Below are 15,103 nucleotides of genomic sequence, written 5' to 3' on the forward strand. Positions count from 1 at the left end.
CCAGAATCTGGTCCCGGGCATTCAGTGGTCTAGGTTGGCAAGATAAGAAAAATTAATATAGAGGGAAGTTATTCACATAAGTTATCCACATTATTTCATAAAAGTAATTGATTAACAGGAACATAATGAGAAATTTTGTGTTGATTACCCAATGAACGAATAATTTTTGATCTAATTTCTACCATTATGACGCAAAACAGAGCTTTATCCATTGAGAACTGGATTAAGACCATGGGGTTCCGGTTAACTAAATCGCATAGTCTGGATAATCGCAAGAAGAAGATTCGCTATTACACCTTAGGCAATTTTGGCGTGTACGAAGAAATCACTCCTTCGAAAAGCACTTCGGGTCAGAAAAAGAAGTTCATTAGCTGGACGCCCTGGGGCGTTGATATCGAAGTGAATTCGGTTACGGATCTCTGGTGTGCGTATGAAGAATTCGAAATGTACAATCCGAATTTCGTTACCAATTGATCAGTCAGGCGGGCATGGAATGCTTTAAATAAATCCATGCCCGCCTGATAATCCCTCCTCACTACTTGATTGTCTTCAACTTTTCCGCAAGAACTTCCGAAATACGCCTGTAAGATTCTACACTCCAGCCTGCAACATGCGGAGAGAGAAGGACTTTATCGTTATTTCGGAGCTCCCTGAACCACTCCAGGTCTTCCAGACCGGGGAATTTTTCGACTTCCAGGACGTCAAGCCCTGCTCCAATGATCTTACCGGATTTAATTGCGTTGAGTACAGCTGCTGTATGGATGATCTCGCCCCTGGCAGTGTTAAGCAGAATGATCGGTTTGCGGAAGTGAAACAGGTATTCGTCATCTACCATCTGCCGGGTTTCCCGGGTTAAAGGAATGTGGAAGCTTAGCACATCGGCTTGCTTTACGACCTGCTCCATGCTGACTTCACGGGCAAACTCGTCACTGAAGCCGGTCTTATATTTATCATATGCGATGACATCGACGCTAAATCCAGTGAGCTTGCGGGCAAAACTTTGCCCCATGAACCCATAACCAATAATCGCTACCGTGCGGTCGCGAAGTTCGATGCCGCGATTACCTTCCCGGTCCCAGATCCCTTCGCGTACCTCCATATCCGCTTTTCGCAAATTGTTCATGATGGAAAGCAGCATACCTATGGCATGTTCAGCAACGGCGTCGCGATTCCCTTCGGGAGCATTGATGCAGGTGATATTTTGTGAGGCCGCAACCGCCAGATCGATATTATCCATACCGGCGCCCGCCCGCGCTATAAAACGTAGATTGGTGCCTGCCAGGACAAGTTCTTCATCAATTTTAAACTTGGTACGAATTGCGATACCCGAATAGCGATCAATTATCTTCAGCGTCTCTTCACGGCTGATGTCTGGCAGATCATCTACTTCGTAACCCAGTCTCTCCGCCTCGATCTTAAAAACAGGATGAAGCTTATCGGCGATCAGTATTTTCATGGTAATGTTCTTTAAACGGCAGCTGTTAACATATTGGTTAAGCGTACAAAGTCGTCAACACTTAACCTTTCGGCGCGAAGTTCGAAGACCGGGTCAGCGGGCATTTTGTCTTTCGGAATCACGGATGACAGTGCGTTTCTGAGCGTTTTGCGTCGCTGATTAAAGCCGGCCTTTACCACCTTCCAAAAAAGCTTTTCGTCGCAGTCCAACTCCAGGACATCGTTTCTGGTAAGCCGGATCACCGCCGATAATACTTTTGGCGGAGGATTAAAAACTCCCGCTTTAACCGTAAACAGGTATTCCACCTTATAATAGGCCTGTACAAAAACGCTCAAAATGCCATATTCTTTCGTCCCGGGCGCGGAAGTACAACGCTCTGCTACCTCTTTCTGAAACATACCCACCATTTCGGGCACCTGATCCCGGTGCTCGAGAATCTTGAATAGAATCTGCGATGATATATTATAGGGGAAATTTCCGATGACGGCCACCTTCCCCGGAAAGGTTTTCTTAAAGTCGAGGGCCAGAAAATCACCCTTGATCAGCCGTTCTCCCAGTTGCGGGTACTTCTTGTGCAGAAACTCAACCGACTCTCCGTCCAGGTCAATCATATAAGTTTCATACTCACTGTTCTGGAGCAGGAAGTCGGAAAGAATCCCCATGCCGGGACCTACTTCCAATACCTGGGAGAAGCGCCCGGCAGGGTTTAAGCTGCCAACAATTTTAAGTGCTATATTCTTATCGGTAAGGAAATGCTGACCGAGATGTTTTTTCGCGCGTACTGAGCTCATTTTGCAAATTATTGGAAAGACGAATGGGGTCCCTTGGCGTAGATACCGCAGAACATCGTCAGACAACAAAATAAGCAATTTAAAGACAGATGGAAGAATTGCGTCGCACTTATGCGGGATCAACTTATCACAATCCCATCAAGTTAAAATGAAATTTTCTGCCGGAGCCTAATTTTCGTGGGTTCTTCTTTGAAGCCAGAAGGCCTGGCATGCTTGCTTACTATTTTCCCAATCCGGTTTTCCAGCTCCCTCAGTAGCCTGTTTCCATCATACCCCATTTCCTGTATCTTCTCGTGGCGATCCGGGTAGGCCTCTACATTCCAGAGATTTTCGCACAACCTCTTTTATATGATGGCCATGAGCGGCAGAGATTGTGGCGTGATGAGTCCGACTTACAACATTGTAAGTCGGACTCATCACGCCTTTAAGACTCCTTAAATACGCTAGCATATAAACGCTAAGCTTTCCCGGATAAAGCTGTTGTCGACCCCCTTATTGAACGCAGATTAGTGATGAACCTCAATCGATAATATTAATGGAGATAGAGTCCGGATAAGACCACGTTCAATTTTAAGAACGATAATCTTCGAGATTTGTCTGTAAAGTGTTTAATTTGTAAACTTACGTTTTGTAGGGGAAGTACTTGAATTTTGATATGAGTGAGAAAATTAAAATAGGAATTTCAATAGGTGATGTAAACGGAATAGGGCTGGAAATTATTTTGAAAACGTTAGTAGACCCGTCTATTTACGACTATTTCACTCCCATTGTTTACGGGACTACCAAAGTGGCGTCGTTTTATCGCAAAACACTTTCTCTGGGTGATTTCAATTTTAATGTGATATCCGATGCGGAACAGGCGAATCCTAAAAGGGCGAACATGATCAATTGCTGGGACGAGGACGTAAAGATAGAACCCGGAGTGGCGAATGAGACAGGAGGCAAGTATGCATTTATTTCTCTTGACCGTGCGGTAGCAGATCTGATAGCCGGGAATATTGCCGCGCTGGTTACAGCCCCTATAAACAAGCATAATATACAGAACGAGGAGTTTAAATTTCCGGGGCATACCGAATATATTCAGGCAAAAGCGAATGCCAGTGATTCGCTGATGTTTCTGATCGGAGAAGACTTAAAGGTTGGTGTAGTAACCGGACATGTGCCGGTATCGGAAGTTGCACAGAAGATAACGAAAGAAAGCATCCTGTCTAAGCTACAGCTGATGAAAGAAAGTCTGAAGAAGGATTTCTGGATTCAAAAACCGAAGATTGCCGTGCTGGGACTTAATCCGCATGCAGGTGATAACGGCCTGATCGGAAAGGAAGAGCTGGAAATTATTATGCCGGCAATAGAAGAGGCTAAAGAAAAGGGCGTATTCGCATTTGGCCCCTATCCGGCGGATGGGTTTTTCGCAAGCGGCGCACACCTGAAGTTTGACGGTGTGCTGGCTATGTACCACGACCAGGGTTTGATCCCTTTTAAATACATAGCATTCCACAACGGGATCAACTTTACGGCCGGCCTGCCGGTTGTTCGAACTTCTCCTGACCATGGGACAGGATATGACATTGCAGGTAAGAACGAAGCATCAGAGAGCTCTTTCAGGGAGGCAATGTTTTCGGCTTTGAATATCGTGAGGCGAAGGAAGGAGATGGCTGAGCTGACTGCTAATCCATTAAAGATTAGTAAACTTTCAAAGGATCGCGACTAAAAGGGCAGGGAAAGCGGTAGGATACGGGCATAATAAAAAAAAACTTTTTCCAAGTCATTAAATTCAGTAGCTTTGCAGGCTCAATTGCCGTGCTTTGAATTTGTTACAGGAATATAGGATACCGTTTGTGGGATTGAAGTTAGGGACGCATCAATTTAATTATAAAATTGATTCGCGGTTCTTTGACGAGTTCGAGTATTCTCTTGTTAAAACCGGAGAAGTTTCCATAGATATGGAACTGACCAAGCAAGAGACGATGCTTATACTGCAATTCACGGGCAAGGGCTCTATTTACCTTACTTGCGACAGGTGTGTATCAGAGTTTCCGTCAGTAATCAATATTGATGAAAGGCAGATTGTCAAGTTTACAGAAGACGAGAATCTGGAGGATAATACCGATGAGGTTATCGTGTTAAGTAAAAACGAGCATGAGATTAATGTCGCGCCGCTCATTTATGAATACATTAATTTGGCTGTTCCTTATTTTAATCGATGTGACGAGCCAGGTATGACAGAGTGGTGTGATAAAGAAATGCTGGATAAACTTGAGAAGCTCTCAGGTTCTTCAGCTGAAGAAACAGAACAAAATAGTGTGGCTGACCCGCGGTGGGAAGCTTTAAAGAAGATTAAATAACATATAAAATAAAAAAACCAGGACGATGGCACATCCAAAACGGAAAATTTCTAAGTCAAGAAGAGATAAAAGAAGAACTCACTACAAAGCTGAGGCGCCTACCTTGTTTACCTGCAAAACTACAGGAGCGGTTCATTTGCCTCACCATGCATACAATGTAGATGGTAACCTGTATTACAATGGTAAATTAGTTATCGAGAATACCTCTATTGCTTAAGGTAGTTTTCTGAAAATGAAAATTGGCTTAGATATAATGGGCGGAGATTTTGCTCCTGGCGCTACTGTGCTGGGAGCAATTGCAGCTTATAAAGCCTTAGAACCACAGCAACAAAAACTCGTACTTATCGGGAATAAGGATCTTGCGCAGCCTATTTTTGCTGAGCAGGGATTTAACCCCGATCTTATAGAGATCATCCACACGACCGAGGTAATTGGTATGGGTGAGCATCCAACAAAGGCAATTACACAGAAGCCCAATTCCAGTATCGGGATCGGATTTCGTATGCTTAAAGAGGGGAGTTTAGATTCTTTCTCTTCTGCCGGCAATACGGGTGCTATGCTCGTTGGTGCTATGTTTAGCGTTAAAACAATACCAGGCGTGATACGTCCTGCCATATCGACTATAGTTCCGAAATTGAAAAAGGGCTATGGTATTATGCTGGATGTAGGTGCCAATGCTGATTGTAAGCCTGATACACTACTTCAATTTGGTGTACTGGGTAGTCTTTTTGCGGAAAATATCCATGGAGTTCATAACCCTAAAGTGGGTCTGATCAATATCGGAGAAGAAGAGGAAAAGGGCAATATGTTAGCTCTTGCAACGCATACGCTGATGAAGGACACGAACATGTTCAACTTCGTCGGTAATGTAGAGGGAAGAGACTTATTCAACGATAAGGCAGATGTTATTGTGTGTGATGGGTTCACAGGTAATGTAATGTTAAAGTTAGCGGAAACGTTTTATGTTCTGACCAAGCAAAAAGGTTTCGAAGATGAATTTTTCGCGCGTTTTAACTACGAACAATATGGTGGAAGTCCGATCCTCGGGGTGAACGCACCAGTTATTATAGGTCATGGAATTTCCACTCCTGAGGCTATAAAAAATATGGTTTTGCTCTCCAGAAGTATGATCACGACCAAGCTTATTGATAAGATCAAAGCTGCTTTTAAATAATTCATAGAGGATTATGCAAAAAATAAACGCTGCAATTACAGCGGTTCACGGGTACGTACCTGATTATGTACTGACAAACCATGAATTGGAAACCATGGTTGATACCAATGACGAGTGGATTACCACCCGCACAGGGATCAAAGAAAGAAGGATATTGAAGGGCGAAGGTCTTGCAACGTCCGATTTAGCCGTTCCTGCCGTTCTCGGCCTTTTAGAGAAACGCGGAATAGGCGCAGAAGAGATTGACCTGATCATCTTTTGTACATCTACACCTGATATGCCTATTCCGGCAACAGCAAACATTCTGGCTCATAAAATTGGTGCAGTTAACGCATGGGGATATGATCTTCAGGCTGCATGTTCGGGTTTTGTATTCGGCTTAACCACGGGTGCCCAGTTCATTGAGTCGGGCAAACACAAAAAGGTGTTGGTTGTTGGCGGAGATAAAATGTCGTCTATTGTAAATTATGCAGACAGGGCTACCTGTATTTTGTTTGGTGACGGATGCGGCGCTGCTCTTCTGGAGCCTAATAGTGAAGGTTACGGCATTTTGGATTCTGTACTGAAAAGTGATGGTGCGGGAAGTCAGTCACTTCACCTCCAGGGTGGCGGATCTTTATATCCGGCTTCTGCTGAAACAATTGCTGATTCCAGGCATTATGTTTATCAGGAAGGGCAAACCGTTTTTAAATCTGCTGTACGCAGTATGGCTGATGTGGCAGGGGAAATCGTGGAACGCAATAATTTGAAGCCTGAGGATATAGCCTGGCTTGTTCCGCATCAGGCAAACAAACGAATAATTGACGCTACAGCTAACCGTGCGGGTGTCCCTCCGGAAAAAGTGATGATCAACATCGACAGATACGGCAATACAACGAACGGAACCATTCCGCTATGTTTGTGGGATTGGGAAAGTAAGCTTAAGAAAGGCGATAACCTGGTAGTGGCTGCATTTGGTGGCGGATTCACCTGGGGTGCGCTGTACATCAAATGGGCTTATTAAGTATAGCTTCGTAGATATCAAACGCGAACAATATAAAATTTAACCGGTAAAAATGGATATTAAACAGGTTCAGGAACTCATCAGATTTGTTGCAAAATCAGGTGTTAACGAAGTTTCGATCGAAGAGAAAGAATTTAAGATCACTATAAAAACTAATCAGCAGCCTACATATGTAACTGCAGCGCTGCCGCCGGCAGCTGCTCCTGCAGCCCCAGTGCCTGCTGCTCCCGCTGCTCCTGCTGCACCGGTACTGTCAGCTGCTGATGCTAAAGCTGCTGCAACGGCTCAGGAACTGGCTAATTATATCACTATCAAGTCGCCGATGATCGGTACGTTCTATCGTTCCGCAGGTCCTGATAAGCCAACTTTTGCGAATGTCGGTGATGAGATAAAAGCCGGTCAGGTGGTATGTATCATCGAAGCGATGAAGCTATTTAACGAAATCGAGTCAGAGGTGTCCGGAAGGATTGTGAAAGTACTTGTGGACAATTCCAGTCCGGTTGAGTATGACCAACCTTTGTTTCTGGTTGAGCCAGCTTAGTATATATTATACGATGTGCACACATACAGACGTTTAATACTTCTGTGGGTGTGCACATTGTCATATTTGCACATTTAAGTAGATTATGTTTAAAAAGATTTTAATTGCCAATCGCGGTGAAATAGCTTTACGTATCATTCGTACATGTAAAGAGATGGGTATTAAGACTGTGGCTGTATATTCTACAGCTGACAGGGAGAGTTTGCATGTGCGTTTTGCAGATGAGGCTGTGTGTATAGGCCCCCCGGCGAGTAAGGATTCTTATCTGAATATTCCCAATATTATATCAGCAGCGGAGCTAACAAATGCTGATGCAATCCATCCTGGTTATGGATTTCTTTCTGAAAATGCAAAGTTCTCGGCTATCTGCCGCGATTATCATATAAAATTTATCGGTGCTACTCCTGAGCAGATCAATGCTATGGGTGATAAGGCTTCCGCTAAAGAAACGATGAAGGTGGCGGGCGTGCCTACCATTCCGGGTTCTGAAGGTTTGTTGAGCGATGTGAAGGAAGGTATCCGGATTGCCGGCGAGATCGGTTATCCTGTAATTCTTAAGGCTACGGCAGGCGGCGGCGGTCGCGGTATGCGGATCGTGTGGAAGGACGAAGAGTTTGAAGCGGCCTGGGATTCGGCACGTATGGAATCGGGTGCTGCCTTCGGAAACGACGGTCTGTACCTGGAAAAGTTCGTGGAAGATCCAAGACATATTGAGATCCAAATTATAGGGGACCAGTATGGTACGGTATCGCATTTGTCTGAACGCGACTGTTCCATTCAGCGTCGTCACCAGAAGCTGGTTGAGGAGTCGCCTTCTCCGTTTATGACGGATTCTTTGCGCGAAAGAATGGGTGAAGCTGCGGTTAAGGGAGCTAAGGCTGTGAAATATGAAGGAGCGGGAACCATAGAATTTTTGGTCGATAAACATCGCAACTTTTACTTCATGGAGATGAATACGCGTATCCAGGTGGAACATCCGGTTACGGAAGAGGTGGTTAACTACGATCTTATTAAGGAGCAGATCCGCGTTGCGGCTGGCGTACCGATCTCAGGGAGAAATTACTTCCCTAAGATGCATGCCATTGAATGTCGTATCAATGCGGAAGATCCGGCGAATAACTTCCGGCCATCTCCGGGAAGGATCACTATTTTCCATTCACCGGGCGGACATGGTGTACGTGTGGATACTCACGTATATGCAGGTTACCAGATACCTCCGAATTACGATTCAATGATTGCCAAGCTGATCTGTACCGGGCAAACGAGAGAAGAAGCTCTTTCGACGATGGAGCGTGCGCTGAGCGAGTTTGTGATTGAGGGAATCAAAACAACGATTCCGTTCCACTGCCAGCTGATGCGTGATCCGAACTTCCGGGCAGGTAACTTTACCACCAAGTTTATGGAAAGCTTTGAGTATATAGAAGAAGCTATTTAATACTATTTAGATACCATTCATTACAAAATGAATGGTATTCTTGTTTACAAGATAATGAGCGAAAACAGAGGTAAAAGCTTAATAGAGTCGATAAAGGATAAAGGTAAGTCGATGGAGGCAGAGATGTCTTTTTTCGACCATCTGGAAGTGTTGAGATGGCACCTGATCCGATCTGCGGTAGCTATCGTTGTATTTACGGGTCTCGCTTTTTCGTACTATGACTTCATCTTCGACCAGGTTATTATGGGTCCGAAGAATCCGCAATTCTGGACTTACAGGATGATGTGCTCGTTGTCTGAGCGGTTTAATCTCGGTCCGGATTTTTGTATCACCGACATTCCTTTTAATATTATCAATACCGACATGGCGGGGCAGTTTACGCTTCAGCTGAATTCGTCTCTTTTGATTGGTCTGATCCTAGGCTTTCCTTATCTTCTTTTTGAAATATGGCGGTTTGTTAAACCGGGACTGAATCCGAATGAGAAGAATTCGGCCAGCGGCTTTGTTTTCTGGGCAAGTTTGTTGTTTATTATCGGGATTCTTTTTGGCTATTACATTATCGCGCCCTTGTCCATTAATTTCCTGGCGAATTATACCGTCAGCGACATTATACAAAATCAGATTACGATCGATTCCTATCTGTCGTCTGTGGCGACATTGACACTAGGGGCGGGGATTACATTTGAATTGCCAATGGTTATCTTTATATTGTCTAAGCTTGGAATCATGACCCCAGAGTTTATGCGATCTACAAGACGTTATGCTGTAGTTATCATTCTGATCATAGCGGCAATTGTAACACCTACGCCGGATATTTTGACAATGATCACAGTGAGCTTACCGTTGTTCCTGCTTTATGAGATCAGTATTATGATCTCGGCTCGTATAGACAGGAAAAGAAAAAAAGAGATTGGTTTACGATATTAAATATACATCATGAGTGATAAGATAAGTATAGCAATAGGCTCTGACCATGCAGGGTTTGAGTACAAGGAACTTCTGAGAGAGTTTTTGTCGGCCTATGAGGTTAAAGACTTTGGAACCTATAGCGCAGAATCTGCTGACTACCCTGATTTTGCACATCCTGTAGCTTCGGCGGTAGAAGATGGCGGGTTTACTTTGGGTATCCTGGTATGCGGCAGCGCAAACGGTGTTGCGATTACGGCAAATAAGCATCAGGGAATACGTGCTGCAATATGCTGGACTCAGGAGATCGCTGAACTTGCCCGTTTGCATAATAATGCGAATGTGCTTTGTATTCCGGCAAGGTTTGTTTCTACGGATGCAGCAAAGGCTATTACCGAAAAGTTTATCGCTACCGCTTTTGAAGGTGGCAGGCATGCTGTGCGGGTAGGAAAGATGTCGTGCTAAGGTATTTCCTGGGATTTTATTAACGTAAAAAAGCGGCATCATTTGTTAATGTGCCGCTTTTTGCATGAAATAAGATTTCTATGCTTAGAATGTTATTCTAACAGACAGACCGAATCCTTCGGGGTCAAATTCTGTATTCGGAGTAAACTCGATTGCGGGCTTCCAGTCTAGAGATAAGTTGATAGGAGCATCGGTGAACTTGAAGTCAAGACCAAGTACTCCGTCAACACTGAATACCAGATCGCTCTTGTCTATTGGCTTATACGTTTGGCTACCGATAGTAGCACCACCTCCATAAAACCACTGCAGACCTGGCAGGTCGTTGATCGGATTATGAACTTCATATAAACCTGTCAGACGAAATGACGAGTAGTTGTTCCTGTCTTTAAAATTCAGGATGAAGTCTAAGGCTCTGTCTTGCTGGATAAACGTCTTGTATGTCAGACCGTAAGCATTTCCCACGCGTACACCTAGCGCGTGTTTGTACTGCGCCTGCGCGGTGTTCCCTGCAACTAATAAGAACCCACCAACTAAAAATAATAATAGAAAATTTTTCATAAACTCATTAAAATGATTTGATAAACTACAAATCTGTCGCCTTATTGTTTTGAGTCGACAGGTTAATTATTTTGGGGCAAAAGTATCAGTTTTTAATGAACTGACGTATTAGTATTGTTAGTCACAGACGAACTAAGACCGTAAGTAGTTACACGCCACGGGATAAAAATGAATATAAATTCGTATTTCAGTAGAAATAATGGAATTTGAACTTTAAAAAGATAAATTTGTGATCGTTATGTCGCGCGGAGCGACGGATATTTTGAATATGAGAAAACTAGTATTTGTTGCGTTGCTATTTGCTGTGATTGGATCTTCGTGTAGTAAGATAGAAAGTTATGACATGGAAAAGCAGATGGCAATTGATGAGAAAGTGATTAAGGATTTTATTGCAGAAAAGAATCTTGCTAACGTGAAGAGAACTGATAACGGGGTGTATTATATCATCGAAGAGCCAGGATCGGGAGATGTCAAATATACCCGCTCTACTACTATTAAAGCGAAATATGAGGGGCGCTTGCTAAATGGCAAGGTATTCGACTCGAGTAAGAAAGGAGATAAGGATGAGTTTACATTTGCTCTTGGAGATGTTATTCCCGGTTGGCAGATAGGAATCCAGCTGATACAGAAAGGCGGAAAGATCCGCTTGCTGATACCTTCGCCGTTTGCGTATCAAAATAGAGGCCAAGGTAGTATTCCTGCAAACGCTGTGCTGGATTTTGATGTTGAACTTTTAGATGTGACTAACCCTCAGTAAATTATAATTGATGAATTTGATTAATAGATATTCTTTTTTAATAGCCCTTGCTTTTGTTGCTGTAATTAGCGCTTGTACAAAAGAATATGCTTCCATCTCGGAAGAAGATGACACAAACATACAGGCGTATATAAGTGCGAATAACCTGTCTATGCAGAAGTTTGATACTACGGGTGCATACTATTCTGTTGTAAGTGAGGGTAAGGGACCTGATTTGGATTATACCCAACAGCTTCCATTGATTTATACGGTAAAGTCCCTGGACGGTAAGTATACCTCTCAGGATACTTTCGTTAACCATTACGCGGGTCGATTCGGTTATTATACTCCAGATGTGCTGAGAGAAACGATAAAGGCTAATTTGAAGAAGGAAGGAGGAACGATTCGTGTACTCGTGCCTTCGCGCAAAGCTTATGGTAGAAATGGAAGTGGACAGATTCCGGGAAATGCAAGCCTGGATTATACGGTTAAGGTTTTGGAGAAAGCCAAACTGGCGGAGTATGAGGATGCGGTAATTCAGAATTATCTGAGCAAAAACTCGCTTACCGGGTTTAGCAAATCTGCCGATAACATCTGGTATAAGATCACCGAGCCGGGCGCCGGGTCTAAAACGATAGAACCGGACTCTACGATTACGTTCAATTATACTGGGAGATTGCTGAATGGTACCGTATTCGAAACGAATGAAGGCGTGTCTACTGTTCTTTCGGGCTACATCCCATCCTGGCAAAAGGCAGTTCCTCTTATCAAGGAAGGCGGATCAATACGCTTCATAGCACCGTCATCTTTTTCTTATGGATTAGCCGGATCGCCGGCCAGTTCAGTAGGACAGGTATCAATTCCGGCTTTTGCGCCGCTTGATTTTGAGGTTAAGGTAACCAAGGTTGGACGTTAAGACCCTCAAGGTATAATCGTCTTGTAAATATTAAAAGGGCAGCAAATCAAGAATTCGCTGCCCTTTTTGTTGTCCTATGAATTATTATAACGACTCCTTAGCCGGTTTATTTTATCGAACGAAAATCATGTTCGGGATCAATGTTCAGCAACGTATGATAGATCAGGCTGATGACATTGTCTACATCTTCCTTGTGAACCATCTCCACTGTGGTGTGCATGTAGCGCAGGGGAAGAGAGATCAGTGCGGATACCACGCCGTTGTTTGAATAGGCGAAGGCGTCGGTGTCTGTTCCTGTCCAACGCGATGATGCCTGTCTTTGGAAAGGGATCTGGTTCTCTTCGGCAGTTTTCACCAACAGCTTATTGAAATTGATCTGAACGGAAGGTGCGTAAGATAATACCGGGCCTTTTCCGCATGAAAGGTCACCCTGAGTGACTTTGTTGATCATCGGTGTCTGGGTGTCGTGTGTTACGTCTGTCACGATAGCCAGGTTGGGTTTGATTCGGTTGGCGATCATTTCCGCACCGCGAAGTCCAACTTCCTCTTGTACAGCATTGACGATATAAAGGCCGAAAGGTAGTTTTTTGTTGTTTTCTTTAAGCAGTCGTGCTACTTCGGCAATCATGAAGCCACCGACACGGTTGTCCAGGGCTCTGCCAAGATAATAGCGGTTATTCAACACCATGAATTCATCTTCGTAGGTGATTACGCAGCCCACGTGAATACCCAGGGCCTCGACTTCTTCCTGTGATGTACAGCCGCAATCAAGGAAAATATTTTTTAACGTTGGTGCTTCTTCTTTTTCTCCACTGCGGGTATGAATGGCTGGCCATCCGAATACGGCTTTAACAGTTCCTTTGTCGGTATGAATATTCACGCGCTTGGAAGGTGCGATCTGATGGTCAGAACCGCCATTGCGGATAACATAGATCAAACCGTCTTTGCTGATGTAGTTGACAAACCAGGAAATTTCATCGGAGTGTGCTTCGATCACCACCTTGAATTCGGCTTCAGGATTGATCACTGCTACCGCTGTGCCGTAGTTGTCTACAAAGTGAGAATCTGCGTAGGGTTTGATATAATCTAACCAAAGGCGCTGTCCTTCCCACTCAAATCCGGTAGGTGAGGGGTTGTTGATATATGTTTCTAAAAATTGAAGTGACTTGTCGGTCACGACCTGAACGTGTTCTTTTTTATTGTCGTTAGCCATAAATCGTAATTATCTGATTGTCAAAATTAGCTAATTGAAATTTGCCTGCGAAGGTTTGTCTTAAAAACAACGCTGTGATTACAAAGGCTGGGAATAATCAGTGAATGATCGTGTCTTTTATCTATGTCAAACACCATTAGTGCTGATCGAAGCTTCTCTGAACTCAGGAAATGTAAGGGTATTTCACTTCAGTAAGGTAGAGACCGCAGGCAGGAACAGAACTTCCGGCGTTTGAACGGTTTTTGCTCTCTATGATATCGTGAATGCTTTCAGGGGGGGTGATTCCTTTGCCGATCAGGACAAGGGTGCCAACAATGGCTCTGACCATATTTCTAAGGAAGCGATCTGCGGAAATGTGGAAGACCAGATTATCGCCCTCTTCGATCCAAACGGCCCGGGTGATCTTACAGTTATTGGTGAAAACCTGTGTGTTTGATTTGCTGAAGGCGCTGAAGTCTGTGTAGGCCATCATGTACTGAGCCGCCTGATTCATTTTGGAGATATCAAGTTTGTCTTGCAGCAGCCAGGAGCGGTTATATTTAAACGGATCTTTACGCCGGTGGATGTGATACTGGTAGGAACGAAGCGTGGCATCAAAGCGGGCATGGGCTTCGGGGTCGGTCTGAATTATCCGCTTGACCGCAACCTGATAGGGTAGTAACGAGTTCAGGCTGTTTAAGAACTTCCTGCTAAGGAGATCATGCTGATGGGGCCTGGACTCGGCATTGAAGTGCGCGAAGAATTCGCTGGCATGGACGCCCGTATCGGTTCTGCCGCATCCGAGCGTTTCAATTTTTTGCCGTAGGATGGTCGATAGTGCCTTGTCCAGAGCTTCCTGAACGGTATAAGCGTTGGGCTGGATCTGCCATCCGTGAAAAGAAGTGCCGTCATAGGCGAGTTCAGCAAAATACCGCATATCGGTCAAAAATAATCATACAAAACTAATTAGAGACTATTTTTGTTCTTGGCCTGAGTCCATCCTTTCAACATAATATGTATTTTAGCAGACACGATTAAATTATGCTACAACGTATCCAAACCCTGTGGTTGTTCTTATCGACCACCATGATTCTCCTTCTTTTTTTATTCCCGTATTTGCAGATCTTCAACGCTATGGGAACTCCCAAGGTAATTAAGGTTACCGGGATCTATGAAAATATTGGCGGACAGATTGTGAAAACGGAAGATTTCACGTTGATCACTATTGTGACGGTGTTACTGGCTTTGGTACCTCTGGTCATGGTTTTTATGTATAAGGATAGAAAGCGTCAGATCGTGACCGGATATGTCGCAATTCTGTCGATTCTCGCTTACAGTTTCTGGCTGGCCACTACAGCTACCGCATCTTTGGGTGATGTGCAGCTGCAGTTTCAAAACTACGGCCTGGGTATCATCTTTATTCCATTGTCCATTTTATTTATAATATTGGCTTTGAGAGGAATACGAAGTGATATCAAGCTATTGAAATCTGCCGATCGCCTAAGATAACACGCGAAATACGTGTTGAGAGCCTGTTTTTTTTAAATTTTTTATTATCTTTGTAGAATACCGGCAATACAGTCGG

At 44.0% G+C, this 15,103-nt stretch carries 18 protein-coding genes; 13 read left to right on the plus strand and 5 right to left on the minus strand.

Features of this window, described 5'->3' with window-relative positions:
* Window positions 1-186 precede the first annotated feature (186 nt).
* Window positions 187-474, plus strand: coding sequence for a hypothetical protein (locus B0I27_RS03700; RefSeq protein ID WP_106291563.1), 288 nt, complete (start codon window positions 187-189; stop codon window positions 472-474).
* A gap of 61 nt (window positions 475-535) precedes the next feature.
* Here the strand turns inward: B0I27_RS03700 and B0I27_RS03705 are convergent, their stop codons facing one another.
* Both B0I27_RS03705 and rsmA read right to left on the minus strand, forming a co-directional pair.
* Window positions 536-1,456, minus strand: coding sequence for an NAD(P)-dependent oxidoreductase (locus B0I27_RS03705; RefSeq protein ID WP_106291565.1), 921 nt, complete (start codon window positions 1,454-1,456; stop codon window positions 536-538).
* Between the two features lie 11 nt (window positions 1,457-1,467).
* Window positions 1,468-2,247, minus strand: a complete 780-nt coding sequence (rsmA, locus tag B0I27_RS03710; RefSeq protein ID WP_106291567.1) for a 16S rRNA (adenine(1518)-N(6)/adenine(1519)-N(6))-dimethyltransferase RsmA — start codon at window positions 2,245-2,247, stop codon at window positions 1,468-1,470.
* Between the two features lie 655 nt (window positions 2,248-2,902).
* Here rsmA and pdxA point away from each other — a divergent pair.
* The 9 genes from pdxA to rpiB all read left to right on the plus strand — a co-directional run bounded on the left by pdxA (window position 2,903) and on the right by rpiB (window position 10,116).
* Window positions 2,903-3,958, plus strand: a complete 1,056-nt coding sequence (pdxA, locus tag B0I27_RS03715) for a 4-hydroxythreonine-4-phosphate dehydrogenase PdxA (protein WP_106291569.1) — start codon at window positions 2,903-2,905, stop codon at window positions 3,956-3,958.
* Between the two features lie 94 nt (window positions 3,959-4,052).
* Window positions 4,053-4,592, plus strand: coding sequence for a YceD family protein (locus tag B0I27_RS03720; protein ID WP_106291571.1), 540 nt, complete (start codon window positions 4,053-4,055; stop codon window positions 4,590-4,592).
* A gap of 25 nt (window positions 4,593-4,617) precedes the next feature.
* Window positions 4,618-4,809, plus strand: a complete 192-nt coding sequence (gene rpmF / locus B0I27_RS03725; protein WP_106291573.1) for a 50S ribosomal protein L32 — start codon at window positions 4,618-4,620, stop codon at window positions 4,807-4,809.
* 15 nt (window positions 4,810-4,824) lie between these two features.
* Window positions 4,825-5,766 (plus strand): phosphate acyltransferase PlsX, encoded by a 942-nt coding sequence (gene plsX / locus B0I27_RS03730; RefSeq protein ID WP_106291575.1) that lies wholly within the window; start codon window positions 4,825-4,827, stop codon window positions 5,764-5,766.
* Window positions 5,767-5,779: 13 nt separating this feature from the next.
* The gene (locus tag B0I27_RS03735; RefSeq protein ID WP_106291577.1) at window positions 5,780-6,769 is read left to right on the plus strand and encodes a beta-ketoacyl-ACP synthase III; all 990 of its coding nucleotides are present in this window, start codon (window positions 5,780-5,782) and stop codon (window positions 6,767-6,769) included.
* Between the two features lie 52 nt (window positions 6,770-6,821).
* Window positions 6,822-7,310 carry an acetyl-CoA carboxylase biotin carboxyl carrier protein gene (gene accB, locus B0I27_RS03740; RefSeq protein ID WP_106291579.1) on the plus strand — a complete coding sequence of 163 codons (489 nt, stop codon included), beginning with the start codon at window positions 6,822-6,824 and terminating at the stop codon, window positions 7,308-7,310.
* A gap of 85 nt (window positions 7,311-7,395) precedes the next feature.
* Window positions 7,396-8,745, plus strand: coding sequence for an acetyl-CoA carboxylase biotin carboxylase subunit (gene accC / locus B0I27_RS03745; RefSeq protein ID WP_106291581.1), 1,350 nt, complete (start codon window positions 7,396-7,398; stop codon window positions 8,743-8,745).
* Window positions 8,746-8,799: 54 nt separating this feature from the next.
* Window positions 8,800-9,672, plus strand: coding sequence for a twin-arginine translocase subunit TatC (gene tatC / locus B0I27_RS03750; protein WP_106292093.1), 873 nt, complete (start codon window positions 8,800-8,802; stop codon window positions 9,670-9,672).
* Between the two features lie 9 nt (window positions 9,673-9,681).
* Window positions 9,682-10,116, plus strand: a complete 435-nt coding sequence (rpiB, locus tag B0I27_RS03755) for a ribose 5-phosphate isomerase B (RefSeq protein ID WP_106291583.1) — start codon at window positions 9,682-9,684, stop codon at window positions 10,114-10,116.
* An 84-nt stretch (window positions 10,117-10,200) separates the two neighbouring features.
* Here the strand turns inward: rpiB and B0I27_RS03760 are convergent, their stop codons facing one another.
* On the minus strand, window positions 10,201-10,674 hold the full coding sequence (locus B0I27_RS03760; protein ID WP_106291585.1) for a hypothetical protein: 474 nt from the start codon (window positions 10,672-10,674) through the stop codon (window positions 10,201-10,203).
* Window positions 10,675-10,942: 268 nt separating this feature from the next.
* Here B0I27_RS03760 and B0I27_RS03765 point away from each other — a divergent pair, with 268 nt between their 5' ends.
* Both B0I27_RS03765 and B0I27_RS03770 read left to right on the plus strand, forming a co-directional pair.
* Complete coding sequence (locus B0I27_RS03765) at window positions 10,943-11,431, plus strand: FKBP-type peptidyl-prolyl cis-trans isomerase (protein WP_245925426.1); 489 nt, start codon at window positions 10,943-10,945, stop codon at window positions 11,429-11,431.
* A gap of 10 nt (window positions 11,432-11,441) precedes the next feature.
* Window positions 11,442-12,326 carry an FKBP-type peptidyl-prolyl cis-trans isomerase gene (locus B0I27_RS03770; RefSeq protein ID WP_106291589.1) on the plus strand — a complete coding sequence of 295 codons (885 nt, stop codon included), beginning with the start codon at window positions 11,442-11,444 and terminating at the stop codon, window positions 12,324-12,326.
* Between the two features lie 106 nt (window positions 12,327-12,432).
* Here the strand turns inward: B0I27_RS03770 and B0I27_RS03775 are convergent, their stop codons facing one another.
* Both B0I27_RS03775 and truA read right to left on the minus strand, forming a co-directional pair.
* Window positions 12,433-13,539 (minus strand): M42 family metallopeptidase, encoded by a 1,107-nt coding sequence (locus B0I27_RS03775; protein WP_106291591.1) that lies wholly within the window; start codon window positions 13,537-13,539, stop codon window positions 12,433-12,435.
* 163 nt (window positions 13,540-13,702) lie between these two features.
* Window positions 13,703-14,455, minus strand: coding sequence for a tRNA pseudouridine(38-40) synthase TruA (gene truA, locus B0I27_RS03780; protein ID WP_106291593.1), 753 nt, complete (start codon window positions 14,453-14,455; stop codon window positions 13,703-13,705).
* Between the two features lie 104 nt (window positions 14,456-14,559).
* Between truA and B0I27_RS03785 the strand changes: the two genes are divergently transcribed.
* Complete coding sequence (locus tag B0I27_RS03785) at window positions 14,560-15,027, plus strand: DUF4293 domain-containing protein (RefSeq protein ID WP_106291595.1); 468 nt, start codon at window positions 14,560-14,562, stop codon at window positions 15,025-15,027.
* The last annotated feature ends 76 nt before the right edge of the window (window positions 15,028-15,103 follow it).

Source organism: Arcticibacter pallidicorallinus, from assembly GCF_003002875.1.
GTDB classification, from domain to species: Bacteria; Bacteroidota; Bacteroidia; order Sphingobacteriales; family Sphingobacteriaceae; genus Arcticibacter; species Arcticibacter pallidicorallinus.

Excerpts from the sequence above, each read along its gene's own strand:
- B0I27_RS03735 (WP_106291577.1), top strand. The coding sequence starts at position 5,780 with ATGCAAAAAATAAACGCTGCAATTACAGCGGTTCACGGGTACGTACCT.
- truA (WP_106291593.1), bottom strand. The coding sequence starts at position 14,455 with ATGCGGTATTTTGCTGAACTCGCCTATGACGGCACTTCTTTTCACGGA.
- plsX (WP_106291575.1), top strand. The coding sequence starts at position 4,825 with ATGAAAATTGGCTTAGATATAATGGGCGGAGATTTTGCTCCTGGCGCT.
- B0I27_RS03775 (WP_106291591.1), bottom strand. The coding sequence starts at position 13,539 with ATGGCTAACGACAATAAAAAAGAACACGTTCAGGTCGTGACCGACAAG.
- B0I27_RS03765 (WP_245925426.1), top strand. The coding sequence starts at position 10,943 with ATGAGAAAACTAGTATTTGTTGCGTTGCTATTTGCTGTGATTGGATCT.
- accB (WP_106291579.1), top strand. The coding sequence starts at position 6,822 with ATGGATATTAAACAGGTTCAGGAACTCATCAGATTTGTTGCAAAATCA.
- B0I27_RS03785 (WP_106291595.1), top strand. The coding sequence starts at position 14,560 with ATGCTACAACGTATCCAAACCCTGTGGTTGTTCTTATCGACCACCATG.
- accC (WP_106291581.1), top strand. The coding sequence starts at position 7,396 with ATGTTTAAAAAGATTTTAATTGCCAATCGCGGTGAAATAGCTTTACGT.
- B0I27_RS03700 (WP_106291563.1), top strand. The coding sequence starts at position 187 with ATGACGCAAAACAGAGCTTTATCCATTGAGAACTGGATTAAGACCATG.
- B0I27_RS03760 (WP_106291585.1), bottom strand. The coding sequence starts at position 10,674 with ATGAAAAATTTTCTATTATTATTTTTAGTTGGTGGGTTCTTATTAGTT.
- tatC (WP_106292093.1), top strand. The coding sequence starts at position 8,800 with ATGAGCGAAAACAGAGGTAAAAGCTTAATAGAGTCGATAAAGGATAAA.
- B0I27_RS03705 (WP_106291565.1), bottom strand. The coding sequence starts at position 1,456 with ATGAAAATACTGATCGCCGATAAGCTTCATCCTGTTTTTAAGATCGAG.
- rsmA (WP_106291567.1), bottom strand. The coding sequence starts at position 2,247 with ATGAGCTCAGTACGCGCGAAAAAACATCTCGGTCAGCATTTCCTTACC.
- B0I27_RS03770 (WP_106291589.1), top strand. The coding sequence starts at position 11,442 with ATGAATTTGATTAATAGATATTCTTTTTTAATAGCCCTTGCTTTTGTT.
- pdxA (WP_106291569.1), top strand. The coding sequence starts at position 2,903 with ATGAGTGAGAAAATTAAAATAGGAATTTCAATAGGTGATGTAAACGGA.
- rpiB (WP_106291583.1), top strand. The coding sequence starts at position 9,682 with ATGAGTGATAAGATAAGTATAGCAATAGGCTCTGACCATGCAGGGTTT.
- rpmF (WP_106291573.1), top strand. The coding sequence starts at position 4,618 with ATGGCACATCCAAAACGGAAAATTTCTAAGTCAAGAAGAGATAAAAGA.